We start from the raw sequence: 14541 nt of genomic DNA, 5'->3' as shown, positions 1-14541 counted from the left end.
GGGATACCGGCCGGTAGGAGATAGCGTCAGGTCCCATGGCACGCTCTGTACTCGTCACCGGAGGCAATCGCGGCATCGGCCTCGCGATCGCCCGCGAACTCGCCGCGGCAGGCGACAACGTCGCCGTCACCTACCGATCGGGGGAGCCTCCCGAGGGATTGTTCGGCGTCCGCTGCGACGTGACCAGCTCCGACGACGTCGACGCCGCCTTCGCCAAGGTGGAGGCCGAGCAGGGCCCGGTCGAGGTGCTCGTCTCCAACGCGGGCATCACCAAGGACACTCTGCTGGCGATGATGAAGGAAGAGGCCTTCACCGACGTCATCGACGCCAACCTCACCGGCGCCTACCGGGTCGCCAAGCGCGCGATCAGGCCCATGATGAAGCTCAAGCGCGGCCGCATCATCCTCATCTCCTCCGTGGTCGGCCTCAGCGGTCAGGCCGGGCAGTCCAACTACGCCGCCTCCAAGGCCGGCCTGGTCGGCTTCGGCCGCTCCCTGGCCCGCGAGTACGGCTCGCGCGGCATCACGGTCAACGTCGTCGCCCCCGGCTTCGTCGAGACCGACATGACCGCGGAGCTCGACGCCGAGGCGATCGTCAAGAACATCCCGCTGGGCCGGCAGGCGGCCCCCGCGGAGATCGCGCGCGTCGTCCGCTTCCTCGCCAGCGACGACGCCTCCTACATCACCGGGGCCGTGATCCCCGTCGACGGCGGCCTGGGAATGGGGCACTGAACCATGGGAATCCTCGAAGGCAAGCGCATCCTCGTCACCGGCGTCCTCACCGACGCCTCCATCGCCTTCTCCGTGGCCAAGCTGGCCCAGGAGCAGGGCGCCACGGTCGTGCTGACCGGCTTCGGCCGCCTCACCCTGGTCGAGCGCATCGCCAAGCGGCTGCCGACGACGCCGCCGGTGATCGAGCTCGACGTGCAGAACACCGAGCACCTCGACACGCTGGCCGCCCGCGTCGGCGAGCACGTCGACGGCCTCGACGGCGTCGTCCACTCCATCGGCTTCGCGCCGCAGACCGCCCTGGGCGGCAACTTCCTCAACACCACGTGGGAGGACGTCGCGACCGCCCTGCACATCTCCACCTTCTCCTACAAGTCGCTGGCGGTCGCCTGCCTGCCGCTGATGAAGGAAGGCGGCTCCATCGTCGGCCTCGACTTCGACGCCACCAAGGCGTGGCCGGTCTACGACTGGATGGGCGTGGCCAAGGCGGGCCTCGAGTCGGCCAACCGCTACCTCGCCCGCGACCTGGGCAAGCAGGGCATCAGGGTGAACCTGGTCGCCGCCGGGCCGCTGCGCACGATGGCGGCCAAGTCGATCCCCGGGTTCAAGGAGTTCGAGGAGGCCTGGCCGGACAAGGCGCCCCTCGGCTGGGACCTCGCCGACACCGAGGTGGCGGCCAAGGCGTGCGTCGCCCTGATGTCCGACTGGTTCCCCGCCACCACGGGCGAGATCGTCCACGTCGACGGCGGCGTCCACGCGATGGGCGTCTAGAAGCAGCTTCCCCCTCCCGCCCCCTGCGACCACCTCGCAGGGGGCGGTTTTATGACATGTCGAGATGTGACGTGCCGCACTTCACATCATGAAAAGGTGCAGAATCTGAAATTTCATTCGTAGTCTTGATGTTTTGACCATCGTGGACAGCACCGAAGAGCTCGGCCGGAGGGACAGGAAGAAGCTCGAGACCCGGGCCGCCCTCGAGCGGGCCGCCCTCACGCTGGTCGCCGAGCGGGGTCTGGCCGGTGTCACGGTCGAGGACATCGCCGAAGCGGTCGACGTCTCCTCGCGCACCTTCTTCAACTACTTCCCCTCCAAGGAGGACGCGCTCCTCGGCAGGAGCCCGTCATCGGAGGCCGAGCTGCTGCGGCGGCTGGCCGACGTGCCCCCGCAGGCGTCCGCGCTCCAGGCGCTGCGCGTGGTGCTGCGCGAGGAGGCCGAGCGGGTCCAGGAACGGCGCGAGGAGTGGCTGCTCAGGCTGAAGGTGTTCGAGCAGAACCCCTCGCTGCTGCCGAAGCTGATCTCCGGCGGGGCCGAGTCCGAACGGCGGCTGGCGGCGGCCGTGGCCGGGCGGCTCGGCGACGACCCTGCCGCGGCGGCGCACGCCGGGCTGGTCACGGCCGTCGCCCTCACGGCCTTCAGGGTGTCGATGATGCGCTGGAGCACCGTGGACACCTCGCTGGCCGGGCTGGTCGACGCGGCCTTCGAGGCGCTGGCCGAGGGCCTGCCCGATCCGAGCTGAGCCGAGCCGCTCTCCACCGATCCGAGCTGACCCGAGCCTAGCTACCCGAGCCGAGCTGACCCGAGCCGATCTCCACCGAGCCGATCTCCACCGAGCCGGCCTTGACCGGGCCGCCTGAACCGCATCGCTCGACGGCCCCGCGCGGCCGTACCACCCCCGAGAGCCGACCCTCTCGAGAGAGAACCGAGGAAGAATGACAACCACCACCGCGCAGCCGGAACCCGCGGCGGCGCCCACGGGGCCCACCTCCAGGAGGAAGGTCCTTCAGGCACTGTCCGGGCTGATGGTGGGCATGTTCGTGTCCATCCTGGCCTCGACCGTCGTGGCCAACGCGCTGCCCCGCATCATCACCGACCTTCAGGGCTCGCAGACCGTCTACACCTGGATCGTCACCTCCGAGCTCCTGGCGATGACGGCCACGGTGCCGCTGTGGGGCAAGATGGCCGACCTCTACAGCAAGAAGCTGCTCATCCAGCTGTCGCTCGGGCTGTTCGTGGCCGGCTCGCTGATCGCCGGCCTCACGCCCAACGTGGAGATCCTCATCGTCAGCCGCGTCGTCCAGGGCGTCGGCGCGGGCGGCATGACCGCGCTGTCCATGGTCGTGATGGCGGCCATGATCCCGCCGCGCGAACTGGGCCGCTACGCCGGCATCTTCGGCGCGGTGTTCGGGGTCGGCACGGTGGCCGGACCGCTCATCGGCGGGCTGCTCGTCGACACCCCGTGGCTCGGCTGGCGCTGGTGCTTCCTGATCGGCGTGCCGTTCACGATCGTGGCCATCGTGCTGCTGCAGCGCACGCTCCACCTGCCGGTGGTGCGCAAGCAGGTCAAGGTCGACTACCTCGGCGCCTTCCTCATCACGCTGGGCGTCAGCACGCTGCTGGTGTGGTCGTCGCTGGCCGGCAACCAGTTCGCGTGGGCGTCGTGGTGGACCGTGGGCCTGGCGGGCGGCGGGCTCGCCGTCCTGGCGCTGGCGGTGTGGGTGGAATCGAAGGCCGCCGAGCCGATCATCCCGCTGTCGCTGTTCAGGAACCGCACGGTCGCGCTGGCCACCGTCGCCAGCGTGCTGGTCGGCGTGGCGATGTTCGGCGGCACGGTGTTCCTGTCGCAGTACTTCCAGGTGGCGCTCGGCAAGTCGCCGACCGTCGCGGGCCTGATGAGCCTGCCGATGGTGTTCGGCCTGCTGGTCTCCTCCACGGTCGCGGGCCAGCTCATCACCAAGTGGGGCAGGTGGAAGGGCTTCCTGGTGGCCGGCGGCGTCGTGATGCTGGCGGGGATGGGCCTGCTCAGCACCATCGACGGACAGACCAGCACGCTGCTGCTGTCGGTGTACATGGCGGTGCTCGGCATCGGCGTCGGCATGCTCATGCAGAACCTGGTGCTGGCGGCGCAGAACGACGTGCCCGCGCACGACCTCGGCGTCACCACCTCGGTGCTGTCCTTCTTCCGCAGCATGGGCGGCGCGGTGGGCGTCAGCGCCCTCGGCGCGGTGCTCGCCAACCGGATCACCACGCTCATGACCGAGCGGCTCGGGCCGATGGCGGGCGGCGGCGAGGGGCAGTCGGTTCCCGACATCTCCAAGCTGCCCGCGCCGGTGGTGCGGGTGATCCAGGACGTGTACGCCACGGCCACCGCCGACCTGTTCCTCATCGGCGTGCCGTTGACGGCGCTCGCGCTGGTGGCGGTGCTGTTCATCAAGGAGAAGCCGCTCAACACGCTGTCGGGCGAGGAAAGGCTCGCCCAGGAACGCGCGACGGCCGCCCACTGACGCCCTCAGCGAGCGGGCCGGTGCGCCGCCTCAGGCCGGACGGCCCCGGCCGGGGTGGCGGCCTCAGGCCAGGCGGTGGCGGCCGCCCACGCGCATGGGCTCGAAGGGCATCGACTCGCCGTGCTCGGCGCGCCTGCGCCGCTGCTGCGACACCCGGGCCGCCAGCACCGCCGAGGCCAGCAGCACGGCCGTCAGCGCGGTGCCCAGCAGGTCGGAGTCGGGCTCGCTGGGCCGTACCGCCCGCTCGCCGATCTGGTCGGACAGCTTCTCCGAGAACGGCCCGGGCCACAGCAGCTCGACCCGGGGATCGTCGGGGTCGACCGGCACCGGCTCCTCGGCGACGCGGTCGCCGGTCTCCATGTGCGGCCTGCTGAAGGGCGGCGTCGGCGCCTCGGTGGGCAGGATCCCCGCCTCCCTGGGCCGCCTGGACGGCGTGGGCGTGGGCGTGGCGGAGGGCGAGGGCGTGTCCTTCGCGCCGGGCGAGCCCGACGGGCTCGGCTGGGGCCGGGGGTCGGTCACGGAGCCGAGCACACCCTGCCCCTCGCACGCGAGGACCGGCAGGCAGACGTCCTCCAGCGTGCCGGCGACCAGGCCGCCGTCGCCGTCACCGGCGGCAGGGGGCGGCGGCTCCTGTGTGGAGTCGACGCGAGCGGTGGTGGGGGAGGGCGCGGGCCTGCCCGTCGGGGCGACCTCGCCCACGGTGCCGAGGACCGTGCCCGTCGTCTTGTCGACACCGCCCGTCACGGGGCCGAGCGAGCTGCCCGTGACGCTGTCGACCGTGTCGGTGACCCCGTCGACCAGTTCGCACACCCCGTTGGTCACGCCGGACAGCAGTCCGCCGCCACGCTCGCAGTCGCGGATCCCGGCGGCCGCCGCTCCCGCGCCCAGCGGGAGCGTGGCCAGCGCCAACGCGAGGAGGCCGACTGAGACCGCCGTCCTGCGGCGTCCTGCGCCCATCTATCCCCTCCTGTGTCGATCGCCCGTGGCCAGCTTGGTGGAGTCGAAGCCGATTTCCACGCAAAGTTACGATTCGATATCGACTAGTGATACGCGAGGGTGAATCTCGTTCTGGTTCGCCGCGGTCGGGCGGCGGAGGGAAGCAAGCCTACTCAGACTGATCATCGCGGCGCACGTCGGAGGTCGGTCAGTCGACGGAGGAGACGTCGTCGAGGGCCTCGCGGATCTCGCGCGGCAGGACCACGTCCTCGGCCGGAAGGATCCCGCTGAGCTGCGCGTGGGTGCGGGCGCCCACGATGGCGGCGGCGACGCCGGGCTGGTCGCGCACCCATGACAGCGCCACCGACAGCGGGGAGACCCCGAGCCCCTCGGCCGCGGTGGTGACGGACTCGACCACCCTGCGGCTGCGCTCGTCGAGGTAGGGACGGACGAAGTCGGCGAAGTGCGGCGTGGCGGCGCGGGAGTCGGCGGGGATGCCCGTGCGGTACTTGCCGGTCAGCACCCCGCGCCCGAGCGGCGACCAGGCCAGCACCCCCGCGCCGACGTGCTCGGCGGCCGGCAGCACGTCACGCTCGGGGTCGCGGGCCAGCAGGGAGTACTCCACCTGCGCGGCGATGATCGGGATGCGGCCCTGCACCGACCGCTGGCCCACCGCGGCCGCGGCCAGCTGCCAGCCGGTGTAGTCGCACACGCCCGCGTAGACCGCCCGTCCCGAGGAGACGATGGCGTCGAGCGCGGCGAGCGTCTCCTCCAGCGGCACCTCGGGGTCGTAGGTGTGCAGCTGCCACAGGTCGACGTAGTCGACGCCGAGCCTGGCCAGGGAGGCGTCGATGGCGGCGATGAGGTGCCGCCTGGAGGCGTCGCGCGGCCGCCGCGCGGCGGGCGTCAGCACGGCCTTGGTGGAGATGACCACCTCCGAGCGCGGCACGGAGTCTCTGAGCAGCCGCCCGAGCAGTCGTTCGGCGTCGCCGCCGGTGTAGACGTCGGCCGTGTCGATCAGGTTCCCCCCCGCCTCGACGAAGGTACGCAGCTGGACGGCCGCGTCCTCGGCGTCGGTGTCCCTGCCCCATGTCATCGTGCCGAGACCGAGCCGGGACACCGAAAGGCCGCTCCGACCGACATAGCGTTGTTCCATGAAGCTCAGGCGCTCCCGTCTGTCGATCACGGCCAAGGATCTGGCCAGGCTACCGCCCGCCCAGGCAAAGAAATGTGATCGACGCCTGCAAGACTTGGCGTCATGACGACGATCCTCCTGGCCAGACACGGCCTCACCGCTATGACGGGTCCGGTGCTGGCCGGCTGGACCCCCGGCGTCCACCTCAGCGAGGCGGGCGAGACCCAGGCGAAGGCGCTGGCCACGCGTCTGGCGGAGGTGCGGCTCGACGCGATCGTCTCCAGCCCGCTCGAACGCTGCCAGGAGACCGCCCAGGCGGTCGCGGAGGGCAGAGGGCTCGAGATCGAGACCGACGAGCGGTTCGGCGAGTGCGGCTACGGCGAGTGGACCGGCCGCCCGCTGACCGAGCTGGCGAAGGAGCCGCTGTGGCCGGTCGTCCAGTCGCACCCGAGCGCGGCCGTCTTCCCCGGCGGCGAGGCGCTGGCCGACATGCAGCACCGCGCGGTGGCCGCCGTGCGGGCGTGGAACCAGCGCCTGGGGGAGAAAAGCGTCTACCTGGTGTGCACGCACGGAGACGTGATCAAGGCCGTCGTGGCGGACGCGCTGGGGCTCCACCTCGATCAGTTTCAGCGCATAACCGCTGATCCGGCGTCTGTAACGATCATTCGATATACCCCCCTGCGTCCCTTTGTGCTCAGGCTTAACGATGTGGGGGAATTGCGGCTTCCCGAGGGTTCGGAGGAGAAAGACGGGGGAGAAAACATCACCGGGAGCGATGCCGCCGTCGGCGGCGGACCCGGGACCACGTAAGGTCGGGCTATGCCGGTCTTCGACTACGACCCACCAGAGAGGTTCGTGGCCGGTGCCTTGGGGCAGCCGGGGGCACGGATCTTCTTCCTGCAGGCGCGGGCCGCGGGCAGGCTGACCACCGTCGCGCTGGAGAAGCTGCAGGTCGCCGCGCTCGCGGGCAAGCTCGAAGAGCTGCTCGACGAGGTGCAGAGACGTACCGGGGGCACCGCTCACGTACCGGCCGTCGCGCCGCCCGACCTCACCGACAACGCGCCGCTCGACCAGCCGCTCACCGAGGACTTCAGGGTCGGCACGATGGCCCTGGCGTGGGATCCCGACACGTCGCAGGTGATCATCGAGGCCCAGGAGATCACCGACGAGGAGGATCTCGAGGCGCCCGAACCCTCGATGCTGCGGGTCCGCATCAGCCCGGGGGCCGCGCGGGCCTTCTCCCAGCGCGCCCTGCAGATCGTGGCGGCGGGCCGTCCGCCCTGCCCGCTGTGTGGTCAGCCACTCGACGCCGAGGGGCACATCTGCGTGCGCCTGAACGGATACCGCGGAGGTGAGGTCGCTTCGTGAGTGTGCCGGAGCGTGAGCTGGAAGACCTCCGCTATGACGAGGAAGCCGCCCTCGGGCTGCTCAGGGACGGACGACTGGAGGTGGCGGGCCGCCTGGTCGAGGCGACGAACATGACGCTCTACTGCGGCGTCACGCTCGGGGATCGGTCGGCGGCGTGCGTCTACAAGCCGGTGCGCGGCGAGCGCCCGCTGTGGGACTTCCCCGACGGCACACTCGCCGCCCGCGAGATCGCCGCCTACGAGGTCTCCAAGGCGACCGGCTGGCAGATCGTGCCGCCCACGGTCTACCGCGAGGGCCCGTTCGGCCCCGGCATGTGCCAGCTGTGGATCGACACCGACCAGGACACCGACCTGATGACGCTGATCCGCAGCCGCCACCCCGCGCTGCGGAGGATGGCCGTCTTCGACGCGATCGTCAACAACGCCGACCGCAAGGGCGGCCATCTGCTGCCCCTGCCCGACGGCGCCACCATCTACGGCGTCGACCACGGCGTCTGCTTCGCCGCCGACGACAAGCTGCGCACCGTGCTGTGGCAGTGGCGCGGCAAGCCGCTGCCGCGCGAGGCCGTCGGCGTGCTGGCCAAGCTGGAGCGCGAGCTCGAGTCGGGCGCGCTGGGCCGCCGCCTGCGCGAGCTGCTCACCCTCGCCGAGGTCGAGGCCACCTGGACCCGCGTCAGGCGGCTGCTCGACACCGGCGTGCACCCCTACCCCTCAGAGGACTGGCCGGCGGTCCCCTGGCCGCCGATCTAGACATGTGCACCGTGATCGTGCGGACCGGCGAGCCGCTGACCCTGCTGGGCATCCGCGACGAGTTCGCCGACCGGCCGTGGGAGGGCCCCGGCGAGCACTGGCCCGACTACCCGGGCGTCGTCGGCGGGCGCGACCTCAAGGCGGGCGGCACGTGGCTGGCCGTCCTGCCGTCGGCGGGGCGCGTGGCGGCGCTGCTCAACGGCAGGGGCGAGGCGGCCGACGAGCGCACCAAGATCTCGCGCGGCGACCTGCCGCTGCGCGCGGTCCTGGCGGGCGCGCTGCCCGAGGTCGACCTGACCCGCTATGACCCCTTCCACCTGCTGGTCGCCGACGGCGCGGGCGCGCGCCTGTGGTCGTGGGACGGCCGGCGCCCGATCGAGACGGTGGTCCCCGAGGGCACCAGCGTCATCGTCAACGGCGGCCTCGGCGCCGACTCCAGGAACCTCGCCCCGGTCTTCGCGGCCGCCCCCGACTGGCACGACCTGGTCGGCATGGCCACGGTCTGCCACGAGCTGCCGGACGGCCGCCGCCACGCCTCGCTGTCGGCCACCCTGCTGACGCTCGGCGGCGACCGGGTGGGCTACGACTTCTCCGATCTCACCAGCTGGAATGCGGTGGCCGTGCCCCGCGTTGATCGTGGTGTTTCCCGAGACGGATAAGGTCAAAGCATGCGATCGTGGTCTGCCCCCAGTGTTCCCAACCTGCCCGGCGCCGCCGTACCCCTGCATCTGTACGACACCGCCGCGCGGCAGGTCAGGCCCACCGAGCCGGGGCCGACCGCCACGATGTACGTGTGCGGCATCACTCCCTACGACGCCACGCACCTGGGCCACGCCAACACCTACCTCGCCTTCGACCTCGTGGGCAGGGTGTGGCGCGACAACGGCCACGAGGTGCACTTCACGCAGAACGCCACCGACGTCGACGACCCGCTGCTCGAGCGGGCCGAGCAGACCGGCCAGGACTGGCGGGACCTCGCCGAGCGCGAGATCGAGCTGTTCCGCGTCGACATGAGCGCGCTGCGCGTCCTGCCCCCGCGCGAGTACGTCGGCGTGACCGAGGCCATCGGCCAGGTCGCGGAGCTGATCGAGAGCCTGTCCGACAAGGGGCTGACCTACTCCGTCGACGGCGACGTCTACTTCAGCGTCGCCGACGCGCCCAAGTTCGGCGAGGTGTCGGGCTACGGCCGCGAGGAGATGCTGGCGCTGTTCGGCGAGCGCGGCGGCGACCCCGACCGCGCGGGCAAGCGCGACCCGCTCGACTGGCTGCTGTGGCGGGCCGAACGTCCCGGCGAGCCGTCCTGGCCCTCCCGCTTCGGCCCCGGCAGGCCCGGCTGGCACGTCGAATGCACCGCCATCGCCCTGGCCCACCTCGGCGCCGGGTTCGACGTCGCGGGCGGCGGCTCCGACCTGATCTTCCCGCACCACGAGTGCGGCGCCTCCGAGGGTTACGCCGCCAGCGGCGAGTGGCCGTTCGCCAAGTTCTACTCCCACGCGGGCATGGTGGGTCTCGACGGCGAGAAGATGTCCAAGTCGCGGGGCAACCTGGTGTTCGTCTCCAAGCTGCGTGCCGAGCACGACCCGATGGCCATCAGGCTCGTGCTGCTCGCCCACCACTACCGCGCCGACTGGGAGTACACCGACGACCAGCTCCAGGGGGCCGAGGCGCGACTCGATCGCTGGCGCGCGGCGGTCGCGCTGCCGTCCGGCCCGGCCGCGGGTGACGTGCTGGCCGAGGTGCGGGCGCGGCTGTCGGCCGATCTCGACGCCCCCGGCGCGCTGGCCGCGATCGACGCGTGGGCGGCCAGGGCGCTGGCCGATGACGGTTCCGGCGCGGAATCAGACCCCGGCGCTCCCGGCCTGGTCCGCGACCTGGCCGACGCCCTGCTGGGGGTCGCGCTCTAGCGGCCGGCGCGGGGGAGCCGCGTCATCGTCTCGTTTCGGGCGTCCTGCCGTGGGCAGCGGGCGCAACGACGAAAGGAGACAGACGATGACCACGGCACGAGAGATCATGACTCCCGACCCCGAGTGCGTGAACGTCGACGAGTCCGTCAGCGAGGCCGCGGAGAAGATGGCCAGGCTCGACGTCGGCTCGCTGCCCATCTGCGGCAACGACGACAGGCTCAAGGGCATGCTCACCGACAGGGACATCGTGGTGAAGGTGCTCGCCAAGGGCAAGGACCCCAAGTCGTGCCTGGCCGGCGAGCTGGCCCAGGGCGAGGCGGTCACCATCGGCGCCGACCACGACGCCAGGGAGATCCTCCGCACCATGGCCTCCCACAAGGTCCGTCGCCTGCCCGTGATCGACGGGCACCGGCTCGTCGGCATCGTCGCGCTCGCCGAGGTGGCCAGGGCGCTGCCGGACGCCACTGTCGGCGACCTGCTCGACGCCCTCACCACCGACTGATGGCGCACACCACGGGGTCGTACTGGATGGACGGTACGGCGCAACCGCCGCGCCCGCCGCTGAGCAGCGACGTCCGCGTGGACGTGGCCGTGCTCGGCGGCGGGATCGCCGGCCTGAGCACGGCCTGGGAGCTGGCCAAGGCGGGCCGCTCGGTGGCGGTGCTGGAGGCGGGCCGCCTCGTCGAGGGCGTCACGGGGCACACCACGGCCAAGCTGTCGGCGCTGCACACGCTGATCTACTCCAGCCTGAGCGCGGCCGACGGGGGGCTGTACGCCCGCTCCCAGCTCGAGGCGGTCGAGCACGTGGCCACCACCTGCGCCGAACTCGACATCGAGTGCGAGCTCGAACGCGTCGCCGCCCACACCTACACCGAGACCGTCGAGGGGCTCGAGAAGATCAGGGCCGAGGTCGAGGCCGCCAGGCGGGCGGGGCTGGCCGCCGAGTTCGTCACCGAGACGGCGCTGCCGTACCCGGTCGTGGGCGCGGTGCGGGTGCGCGGGCAGGCCCAGTTCCACCCGCGCAAGTACCTGCTCGGGCTGGCCGAGGCGCTGACCGCGCGCGGCGCGCAGATCTACGAGCACACCCGCGCCGTACGGCTCGACTCCGGCAGGGTGATCACCGCCGAGGGCCTCGTCGTCACCGCCGAGGACGTCGTGGTCGCCACCCACTACCCGGTCTTCGACAGGGCGCTGCTGTTCGCCCGCATGACGCCGCGCCGCGAGCTGGTCGTCGCCGCGCCCATCGAGGCGGCGGCCGACCCGCGCGGCGCGTTCATCACCACCGAGCAGGGCACCCGCTCGGTCAGGACCGCCCCCCTCGAGGACGGGCGGCGCCTGCTGCTGGTGACGGGCGAGAAGTACCGCCCTGGAGAGGGCTCGGTGGGCGCCCGCCTGGACCGGCTGGCGGCGTGGATGACCGAGCGCTTCGGCGTCGAGCCCGTCTACCGGTGGGCCGCGCAGGACAACGACACCACTGACGGCCTGCCCTTCGTGGGACCGCTGCACGTGGGGGCCCGCCACGCCTACGTCGCCACCGGCTTCGGCGGCTGGGGCATGAGCAACGGCGTCATGGCCGGACTGCTGCTCGCCGCCCTGATCACCGGGAAGGACCGGCCGTGGGCGGCGCTGTACGACCCCCGCAGGGTGCATCCGCTGCGCGAGGCGGGCCCGCTGCTGAAGGCCCAGGCCTCGGTCGCCGCCCACTTCGTCGGCGACCGGTTCGGCTCAGGCGGGCGCGACGACCTCGAAGGGCTCCTGCCGGGCCAGGCGGCGGTGGTGAAGGTGGCGGGCGAGCGCTGCGCCGCCTACCGCGACGCCGACGGCCAGGTCCACGCGGTGTCGGCGCTGTGCAGCCACATGGGCTGCGTGGTCGCCTTCAACGACGCCGAGCGGACCTGGGAGTGCCCCTGCCACGGCTCACGCTTCGCGCTGGACGGTTCGATCCTGCAGGGCCCCGCCACCGAACCCCTCAAGCGCATCGAGCTGTGAGAACCACTCGACCGTACGGCGCAGCCCGTCCTCGGCCCCGACCCGCGGCCGCCAGCCCAGCTTGGCGGCCGCCAGGGTGGTGTCAGGCCGCCGGACCCTGGGGTCGTCGACGGGCCTGTCGATGAACTCGATGGGCGAGCTGGAGCCGGCCAGCTCGCGGATCAGCTCGGCGAGCTCGACCATGGTCAGCTCGTCCGGGTTGCCGATGTTGACGGGGCCGGCGAAGTCGCTGTCCGCCATGCGCAGGACGCCCTCGACGGTGTCGTCCACGTAGCAGATGGAGCGGGTCTGCGTCCCGTCGCCGGTCACCGTCATCGGCTCGCCGGACAGCGCCTGCCTGATGAAGGTGGGGATCGCCCTGCCGTCGAAGGGGCGCATGCGCGGGCCGTACGTGTTGAAGATCCGCACGATGCCGGTGTCGATGCCGTGGGCGTTGCGGTAGGCCGTGGTCAGCGACTCGGCGAAGCGCTTGGCCTCGTCGTAGACGCTGCGCGGGCCGACGGGGTTGACGTTGCCCCAGTAGCTCTCCCGCTGCGGGTGTTCGAGCGGGTCGCCGTACACCTCGCTGGTGGAGGCCAGCACGAACCTGGCGCCCTTCTCCTTGGCCAGGCCGAGCGCGTGCAGCGTGCCGAGGCTGCCGACCTTGAGCGTCTCGATCGGATGGGCGAGGTAGTCGGCGGGGGAGGCGGCCGAGGCGAAGTGCAGCACCAGGTCGACCTCGCCGGGCACGTGCACGAAGCAGGTCAGGTCGCACTCGACGATCTCCAGGCCCGGCCTGCCCAGCAGATGTTCCAGGTTGCGGGGGGAGCCGGTGAGGAAGCTGTCCATGCAGATGACCTCGGCCCCCCTCTCCAGCAGCCTCTCGCAGAGGTAGGAACCGAGGAAGCCGGCCCCACCCGTCACCACAGCTCTCATAGCGACCTTCATAGCGACATCGCCTCGATCACTTCGTCGACGTTGATTCTCAGCAGTCCCGGATCCGGCACGGTTCCGTGCGGATCCCCTGTGTCGCCCTTCCAGAGCACGGTGTGCGGTCCCTGCTTCGGCGGCCCCCACAGCTCGGGGGAGACGGGGCCGAACAGCAGGACTGACGGCGTGCGGTAGGCGCTGGCCAGGTGCGCGACGCCGGTGTCGCCGCAGATCACCAGGCGGGCGTCGCGGACCAGCTCGGCGAGGGCCGGCAGGTCCGTCCGGCCCGCCAGCACCCTCGCGCCGCTCAGGCCCGCCACCCGTACGGCCAGCTCCCACTCGGCCGCGCTCCCCGTGACGACCACCTCGTGTCCCCTGCCCCTGAGGTAGGCGACCAGCGCGGCGTACCGCTCCGGCGGCCATCTTCTCGACGGGTAGGCGGCGCCGGGGTGCACGACCACGGGTCCGCTGCGGTCGCCCTCCCCGAGGTACAGGTCGTCGGGGTCGGCGGGCACGCCGTACCACTCGAGCAGGTCGCACCAGCGGCGCACCTCGTGCACGTCGTCGCGCCACGGCGGGCCGTCACCCCCGTGGGTCAGCAGCGTGCCGGGCCCGGTGGCGCGCAGCGCCGCGGTGCTCTGCGGCCCCTTGCCGTGCAGGTTGACGGCGACGTCGGGCCCCCGGCGGGGGACCGGGCCCGGTCCCCGCATCTCGATCACCTCGTCGACCGGCAGGAGCGCGGCCGGCGCCGAGGGACCGGCCAGCACGAGCCGGTGCCCCGGGTAGGCGCGCCGCAGCGCGCGCAGCGCGGGCACCGCCGTCAGCAGGTCTCCGAGCCCGAGCCCCCGCAGGGCCAGGACCTCTAGGGCCACGAGGTCTCCGTCGAAGGGCAGACCACGAGCTCGCGCACCTCGCAGCCGGGCGGCTGCGACAGCGCGAACACGATCGCCTGCGCCACGTCCTCGGGCCTGTTGAGCTTGGCGTCGGGGCCCGGCTTGTACTGCTCGGGCCGGTCGTCGAAGAAGTGCGTCGACATTCCGCCCGGCACCAGCATCGTGACCCCCACCTGGCCCGCCAGCTCGGCCGCCAGCGCCCTGGTGAAGCCCACCACGCCGAACTTCGAGGCGCAGTAGGCGGTGGCGTCGCTCACCGCGCGCAGCCCCAGCGTCGAGGCGCAGGTCACCACCCGCCCCCTCGACTCCACCAGGTACGGCAGCGCCGCCCTGACGACCGCCGCGGTGCCCAGCAGGTTCACCTTGACGACGCGCTCCCAGTCGTCGGCGGGCACCTCGCCGAGCGTGCCGCACGCGTCGATCCCCGCCGCGGTGACGACGCCGTCGAGGCCGCCCGCCCGCTCGGCCAACTCCCGCACCGCCTGCTCGGCCTGCTCCCGTTCGGCCAGGTCGGCGAGTGCCTGGTCGAAGCCGGGCGCCTCGCGCACGTCCACCACCAGCGGCCGTCCGCCCGCCTTGGCGACCGCCTCGGCGGTGGCCAGGCCGAGGCCGGACGAGCCTCCTGTGATCAGAATGTTCCCCAGCATCG

At 72.1% G+C, this 14541-nt stretch carries 16 protein-coding genes; 11 read left to right on the top strand and 5 right to left on the bottom strand.

Features of this window, described 5'->3' with window-relative positions; genetic code table 11:
* The first annotated feature begins 35 nt into the window (after nt 1-35).
* The 4 genes from H4W81_RS17180 to H4W81_RS17165 all read left to right on the top strand — a co-directional run bounded on the left by H4W81_RS17180 (nt 36) and on the right by H4W81_RS17165 (nt 4009).
* Complete coding sequence (locus H4W81_RS17180) at nt 36-731, top strand: beta-ketoacyl-ACP reductase (RefSeq protein ID WP_192775738.1); 696 nt, start codon at nt 36-38, stop codon at nt 729-731.
* 3 nt (nt 732-734) lie between these two features.
* The gene (fabI, locus tag H4W81_RS17175) at nt 735-1499 is read left to right on the top strand and encodes an enoyl-ACP reductase FabI (protein ID WP_192775737.1); all 765 of its coding nucleotides are present in this window, start codon (nt 735-737) and stop codon (nt 1497-1499) included.
* A gap of 142 nt (nt 1500-1641) precedes the next feature.
* Nucleotides 1642-2244, top strand: coding sequence for a TetR family transcriptional regulator (locus H4W81_RS17170; RefSeq protein WP_192780857.1), 603 nt, complete (start codon nt 1642-1644; stop codon nt 2242-2244).
* A gap of 193 nt (nt 2245-2437) precedes the next feature.
* Nucleotides 2438-4009 carry an MDR family MFS transporter gene (locus tag H4W81_RS17165; RefSeq protein ID WP_192775736.1) on the top strand — a complete coding sequence of 524 codons (1572 nt, stop codon included), beginning with the start codon at nt 2438-2440 and terminating at the stop codon, nt 4007-4009.
* 63 nt (nt 4010-4072) lie between these two features.
* Here the strand turns inward: H4W81_RS17165 and H4W81_RS17160 are convergent, their stop codons facing one another.
* Nucleotides 4073-4966 (bottom strand): hypothetical protein, encoded by an 894-nt coding sequence (locus tag H4W81_RS17160; protein WP_192775735.1) that lies wholly within the window; start codon nt 4964-4966, stop codon nt 4073-4075.
* Nucleotides 4967-5153: 187 nt separating this feature from the next.
* Nucleotides 5154-6101 carry an aldo/keto reductase gene (locus tag H4W81_RS17155; RefSeq protein WP_192775734.1) on the bottom strand — a complete coding sequence of 316 codons (948 nt, stop codon included), beginning with the start codon at nt 6099-6101 and terminating at the stop codon, nt 5154-5156.
* A gap of 102 nt (nt 6102-6203) precedes the next feature.
* Here H4W81_RS17155 and H4W81_RS17150 point away from each other — a divergent pair, with 102 nt between their 5' ends.
* From H4W81_RS17150 to H4W81_RS17120, 7 genes are all read left to right on the top strand, one after another.
* Complete coding sequence (locus H4W81_RS17150; RefSeq protein WP_192775733.1) at nt 6204-6890, top strand: histidine phosphatase family protein; 687 nt, start codon at nt 6204-6206, stop codon at nt 6888-6890.
* A gap of 9 nt (nt 6891-6899) precedes the next feature.
* Nucleotides 6900-7448: a DUF3090 domain-containing protein gene (locus H4W81_RS17145; protein ID WP_192775732.1), complete on the top strand. Its 549-nt coding sequence runs from the start codon at nt 6900-6902 to the stop codon at nt 7446-7448.
* Nucleotides 7445-8197, top strand: a complete 753-nt coding sequence (locus tag H4W81_RS17140) for an SCO1664 family protein (RefSeq protein WP_318781782.1) — start codon at nt 7445-7447, stop codon at nt 8195-8197. Before H4W81_RS17145 ends, H4W81_RS17140 begins: the two co-directional genes overlap by 4 nt.
* 2 nt (nt 8198-8199) lie before the next feature.
* Nucleotides 8200-8856 carry an NRDE family protein gene (locus H4W81_RS17135; RefSeq protein WP_192775731.1) on the top strand — a complete coding sequence of 219 codons (657 nt, stop codon included), beginning with the start codon at nt 8200-8202 and terminating at the stop codon, nt 8854-8856.
* A 9-nt stretch (nt 8857-8865) separates the two neighbouring features.
* Nucleotides 8866-10101 (top strand): cysteine--1-D-myo-inosityl 2-amino-2-deoxy-alpha-D-glucopyranoside ligase, encoded by a 1236-nt coding sequence (gene mshC / locus H4W81_RS17130; protein ID WP_192775730.1) that lies wholly within the window; start codon nt 8866-8868, stop codon nt 10099-10101.
* A gap of 85 nt (nt 10102-10186) precedes the next feature.
* Nucleotides 10187-10603: a CBS domain-containing protein gene (locus H4W81_RS17125; RefSeq protein WP_192775729.1), complete on the top strand. Its 417-nt coding sequence runs from the start codon at nt 10187-10189 to the stop codon at nt 10601-10603.
* Nucleotides 10603-12090: an FAD-dependent oxidoreductase gene (locus tag H4W81_RS17120; protein ID WP_192775728.1), complete on the top strand. Its 1488-nt coding sequence runs from the start codon at nt 10603-10605 to the stop codon at nt 12088-12090. Before H4W81_RS17125 ends, H4W81_RS17120 begins: the two co-directional genes overlap by 1 nt.
* On the opposite strand, the gene H4W81_RS17115 is transcribed toward H4W81_RS17120, so the two are convergent.
* The 3 genes from H4W81_RS17115 to H4W81_RS17105 are packed head-to-tail and all read right to left on the bottom strand — an operon-like array spanning nt 12019 to nt 14539.
* Nucleotides 12019-13005, bottom strand: a complete 987-nt coding sequence (locus H4W81_RS17115) for a UDP-glucuronic acid decarboxylase family protein (RefSeq protein ID WP_192775727.1) — start codon at nt 13003-13005, stop codon at nt 12019-12021. The two genes, H4W81_RS17120 and H4W81_RS17115, sit on opposite strands and share 72 nt — an antisense overlap.
* A gap of 8 nt (nt 13006-13013) precedes the next feature.
* Nucleotides 13014-13871, bottom strand: a complete 858-nt coding sequence (locus H4W81_RS17110; protein WP_192775726.1) for a glycosyltransferase family 9 protein — start codon at nt 13869-13871, stop codon at nt 13014-13016.
* Entirely contained in the window at nt 13862-14539 is a 678-nt protein-coding gene (locus tag H4W81_RS17105) for an SDR family oxidoreductase (protein ID WP_192775725.1), read from the bottom strand. Before H4W81_RS17105 ends, H4W81_RS17110 begins: the two co-directional genes overlap by 10 nt.
* Nucleotides 14540-14541 lie beyond the last annotated feature (2 nt).

Origin of the sequence: Nonomuraea africana (genome assembly GCF_014873535.1) — a bacterium.
GTDB lineage: Bacteria > Actinomycetota > Actinomycetes > Streptosporangiales > Streptosporangiaceae > Nonomuraea > Nonomuraea africana.
Note: the sequence above shows the minus strand (reverse complement) of the source record. Positions and strands in the feature narration are given on the sequence as shown.

Coding starts and splice junctions, on each gene's coding strand:
- H4W81_RS17180 (WP_192775738.1), top strand. CDS start 36: ATGGCACGCTCTGTACTCGTCACCGGAGGCAATCGCGGCATCGGCCTC.
- fabI (WP_192775737.1), top strand. CDS start 735: ATGGGAATCCTCGAAGGCAAGCGCATCCTCGTCACCGGCGTCCTCACC.
- H4W81_RS17165 (WP_192775736.1), top strand. CDS start 2,438: ATGACAACCACCACCGCGCAGCCGGAACCCGCGGCGGCGCCCACGGGG.
- H4W81_RS17160 (WP_192775735.1), bottom strand. CDS start 4,966: ATGGGCGCAGGACGCCGCAGGACGGCGGTCTCAGTCGGCCTCCTCGCG.
- H4W81_RS17155 (WP_192775734.1), bottom strand. CDS start 6,101: ATGGAACAACGCTATGTCGGTCGGAGCGGCCTTTCGGTGTCCCGGCTC.
- H4W81_RS17150 (WP_192775733.1), top strand. CDS start 6,204: ATGACGACGATCCTCCTGGCCAGACACGGCCTCACCGCTATGACGGGT.
- H4W81_RS17145 (WP_192775732.1), top strand. CDS start 6,900: ATGCCGGTCTTCGACTACGACCCACCAGAGAGGTTCGTGGCCGGTGCC.
- H4W81_RS17135 (WP_192775731.1), top strand. CDS start 8,200: ATGTGCACCGTGATCGTGCGGACCGGCGAGCCGCTGACCCTGCTGGGC.
- mshC (WP_192775730.1), top strand. CDS start 8,866: ATGCGATCGTGGTCTGCCCCCAGTGTTCCCAACCTGCCCGGCGCCGCC.
- H4W81_RS17125 (WP_192775729.1), top strand. CDS start 10,187: ATGACCACGGCACGAGAGATCATGACTCCCGACCCCGAGTGCGTGAAC.
- H4W81_RS17120 (WP_192775728.1), top strand. CDS start 10,603: ATGGCGCACACCACGGGGTCGTACTGGATGGACGGTACGGCGCAACCG.
- H4W81_RS17115 (WP_192775727.1), bottom strand. CDS start 13,005: ATGAGAGCTGTGGTGACGGGTGGGGCCGGCTTCCTCGGTTCCTACCTC.
- H4W81_RS17105 (WP_192775725.1), bottom strand. CDS start 14,539: ATGCTGGGGAACATTCTGATCACAGGAGGCTCGTCCGGCCTCGGCCTG.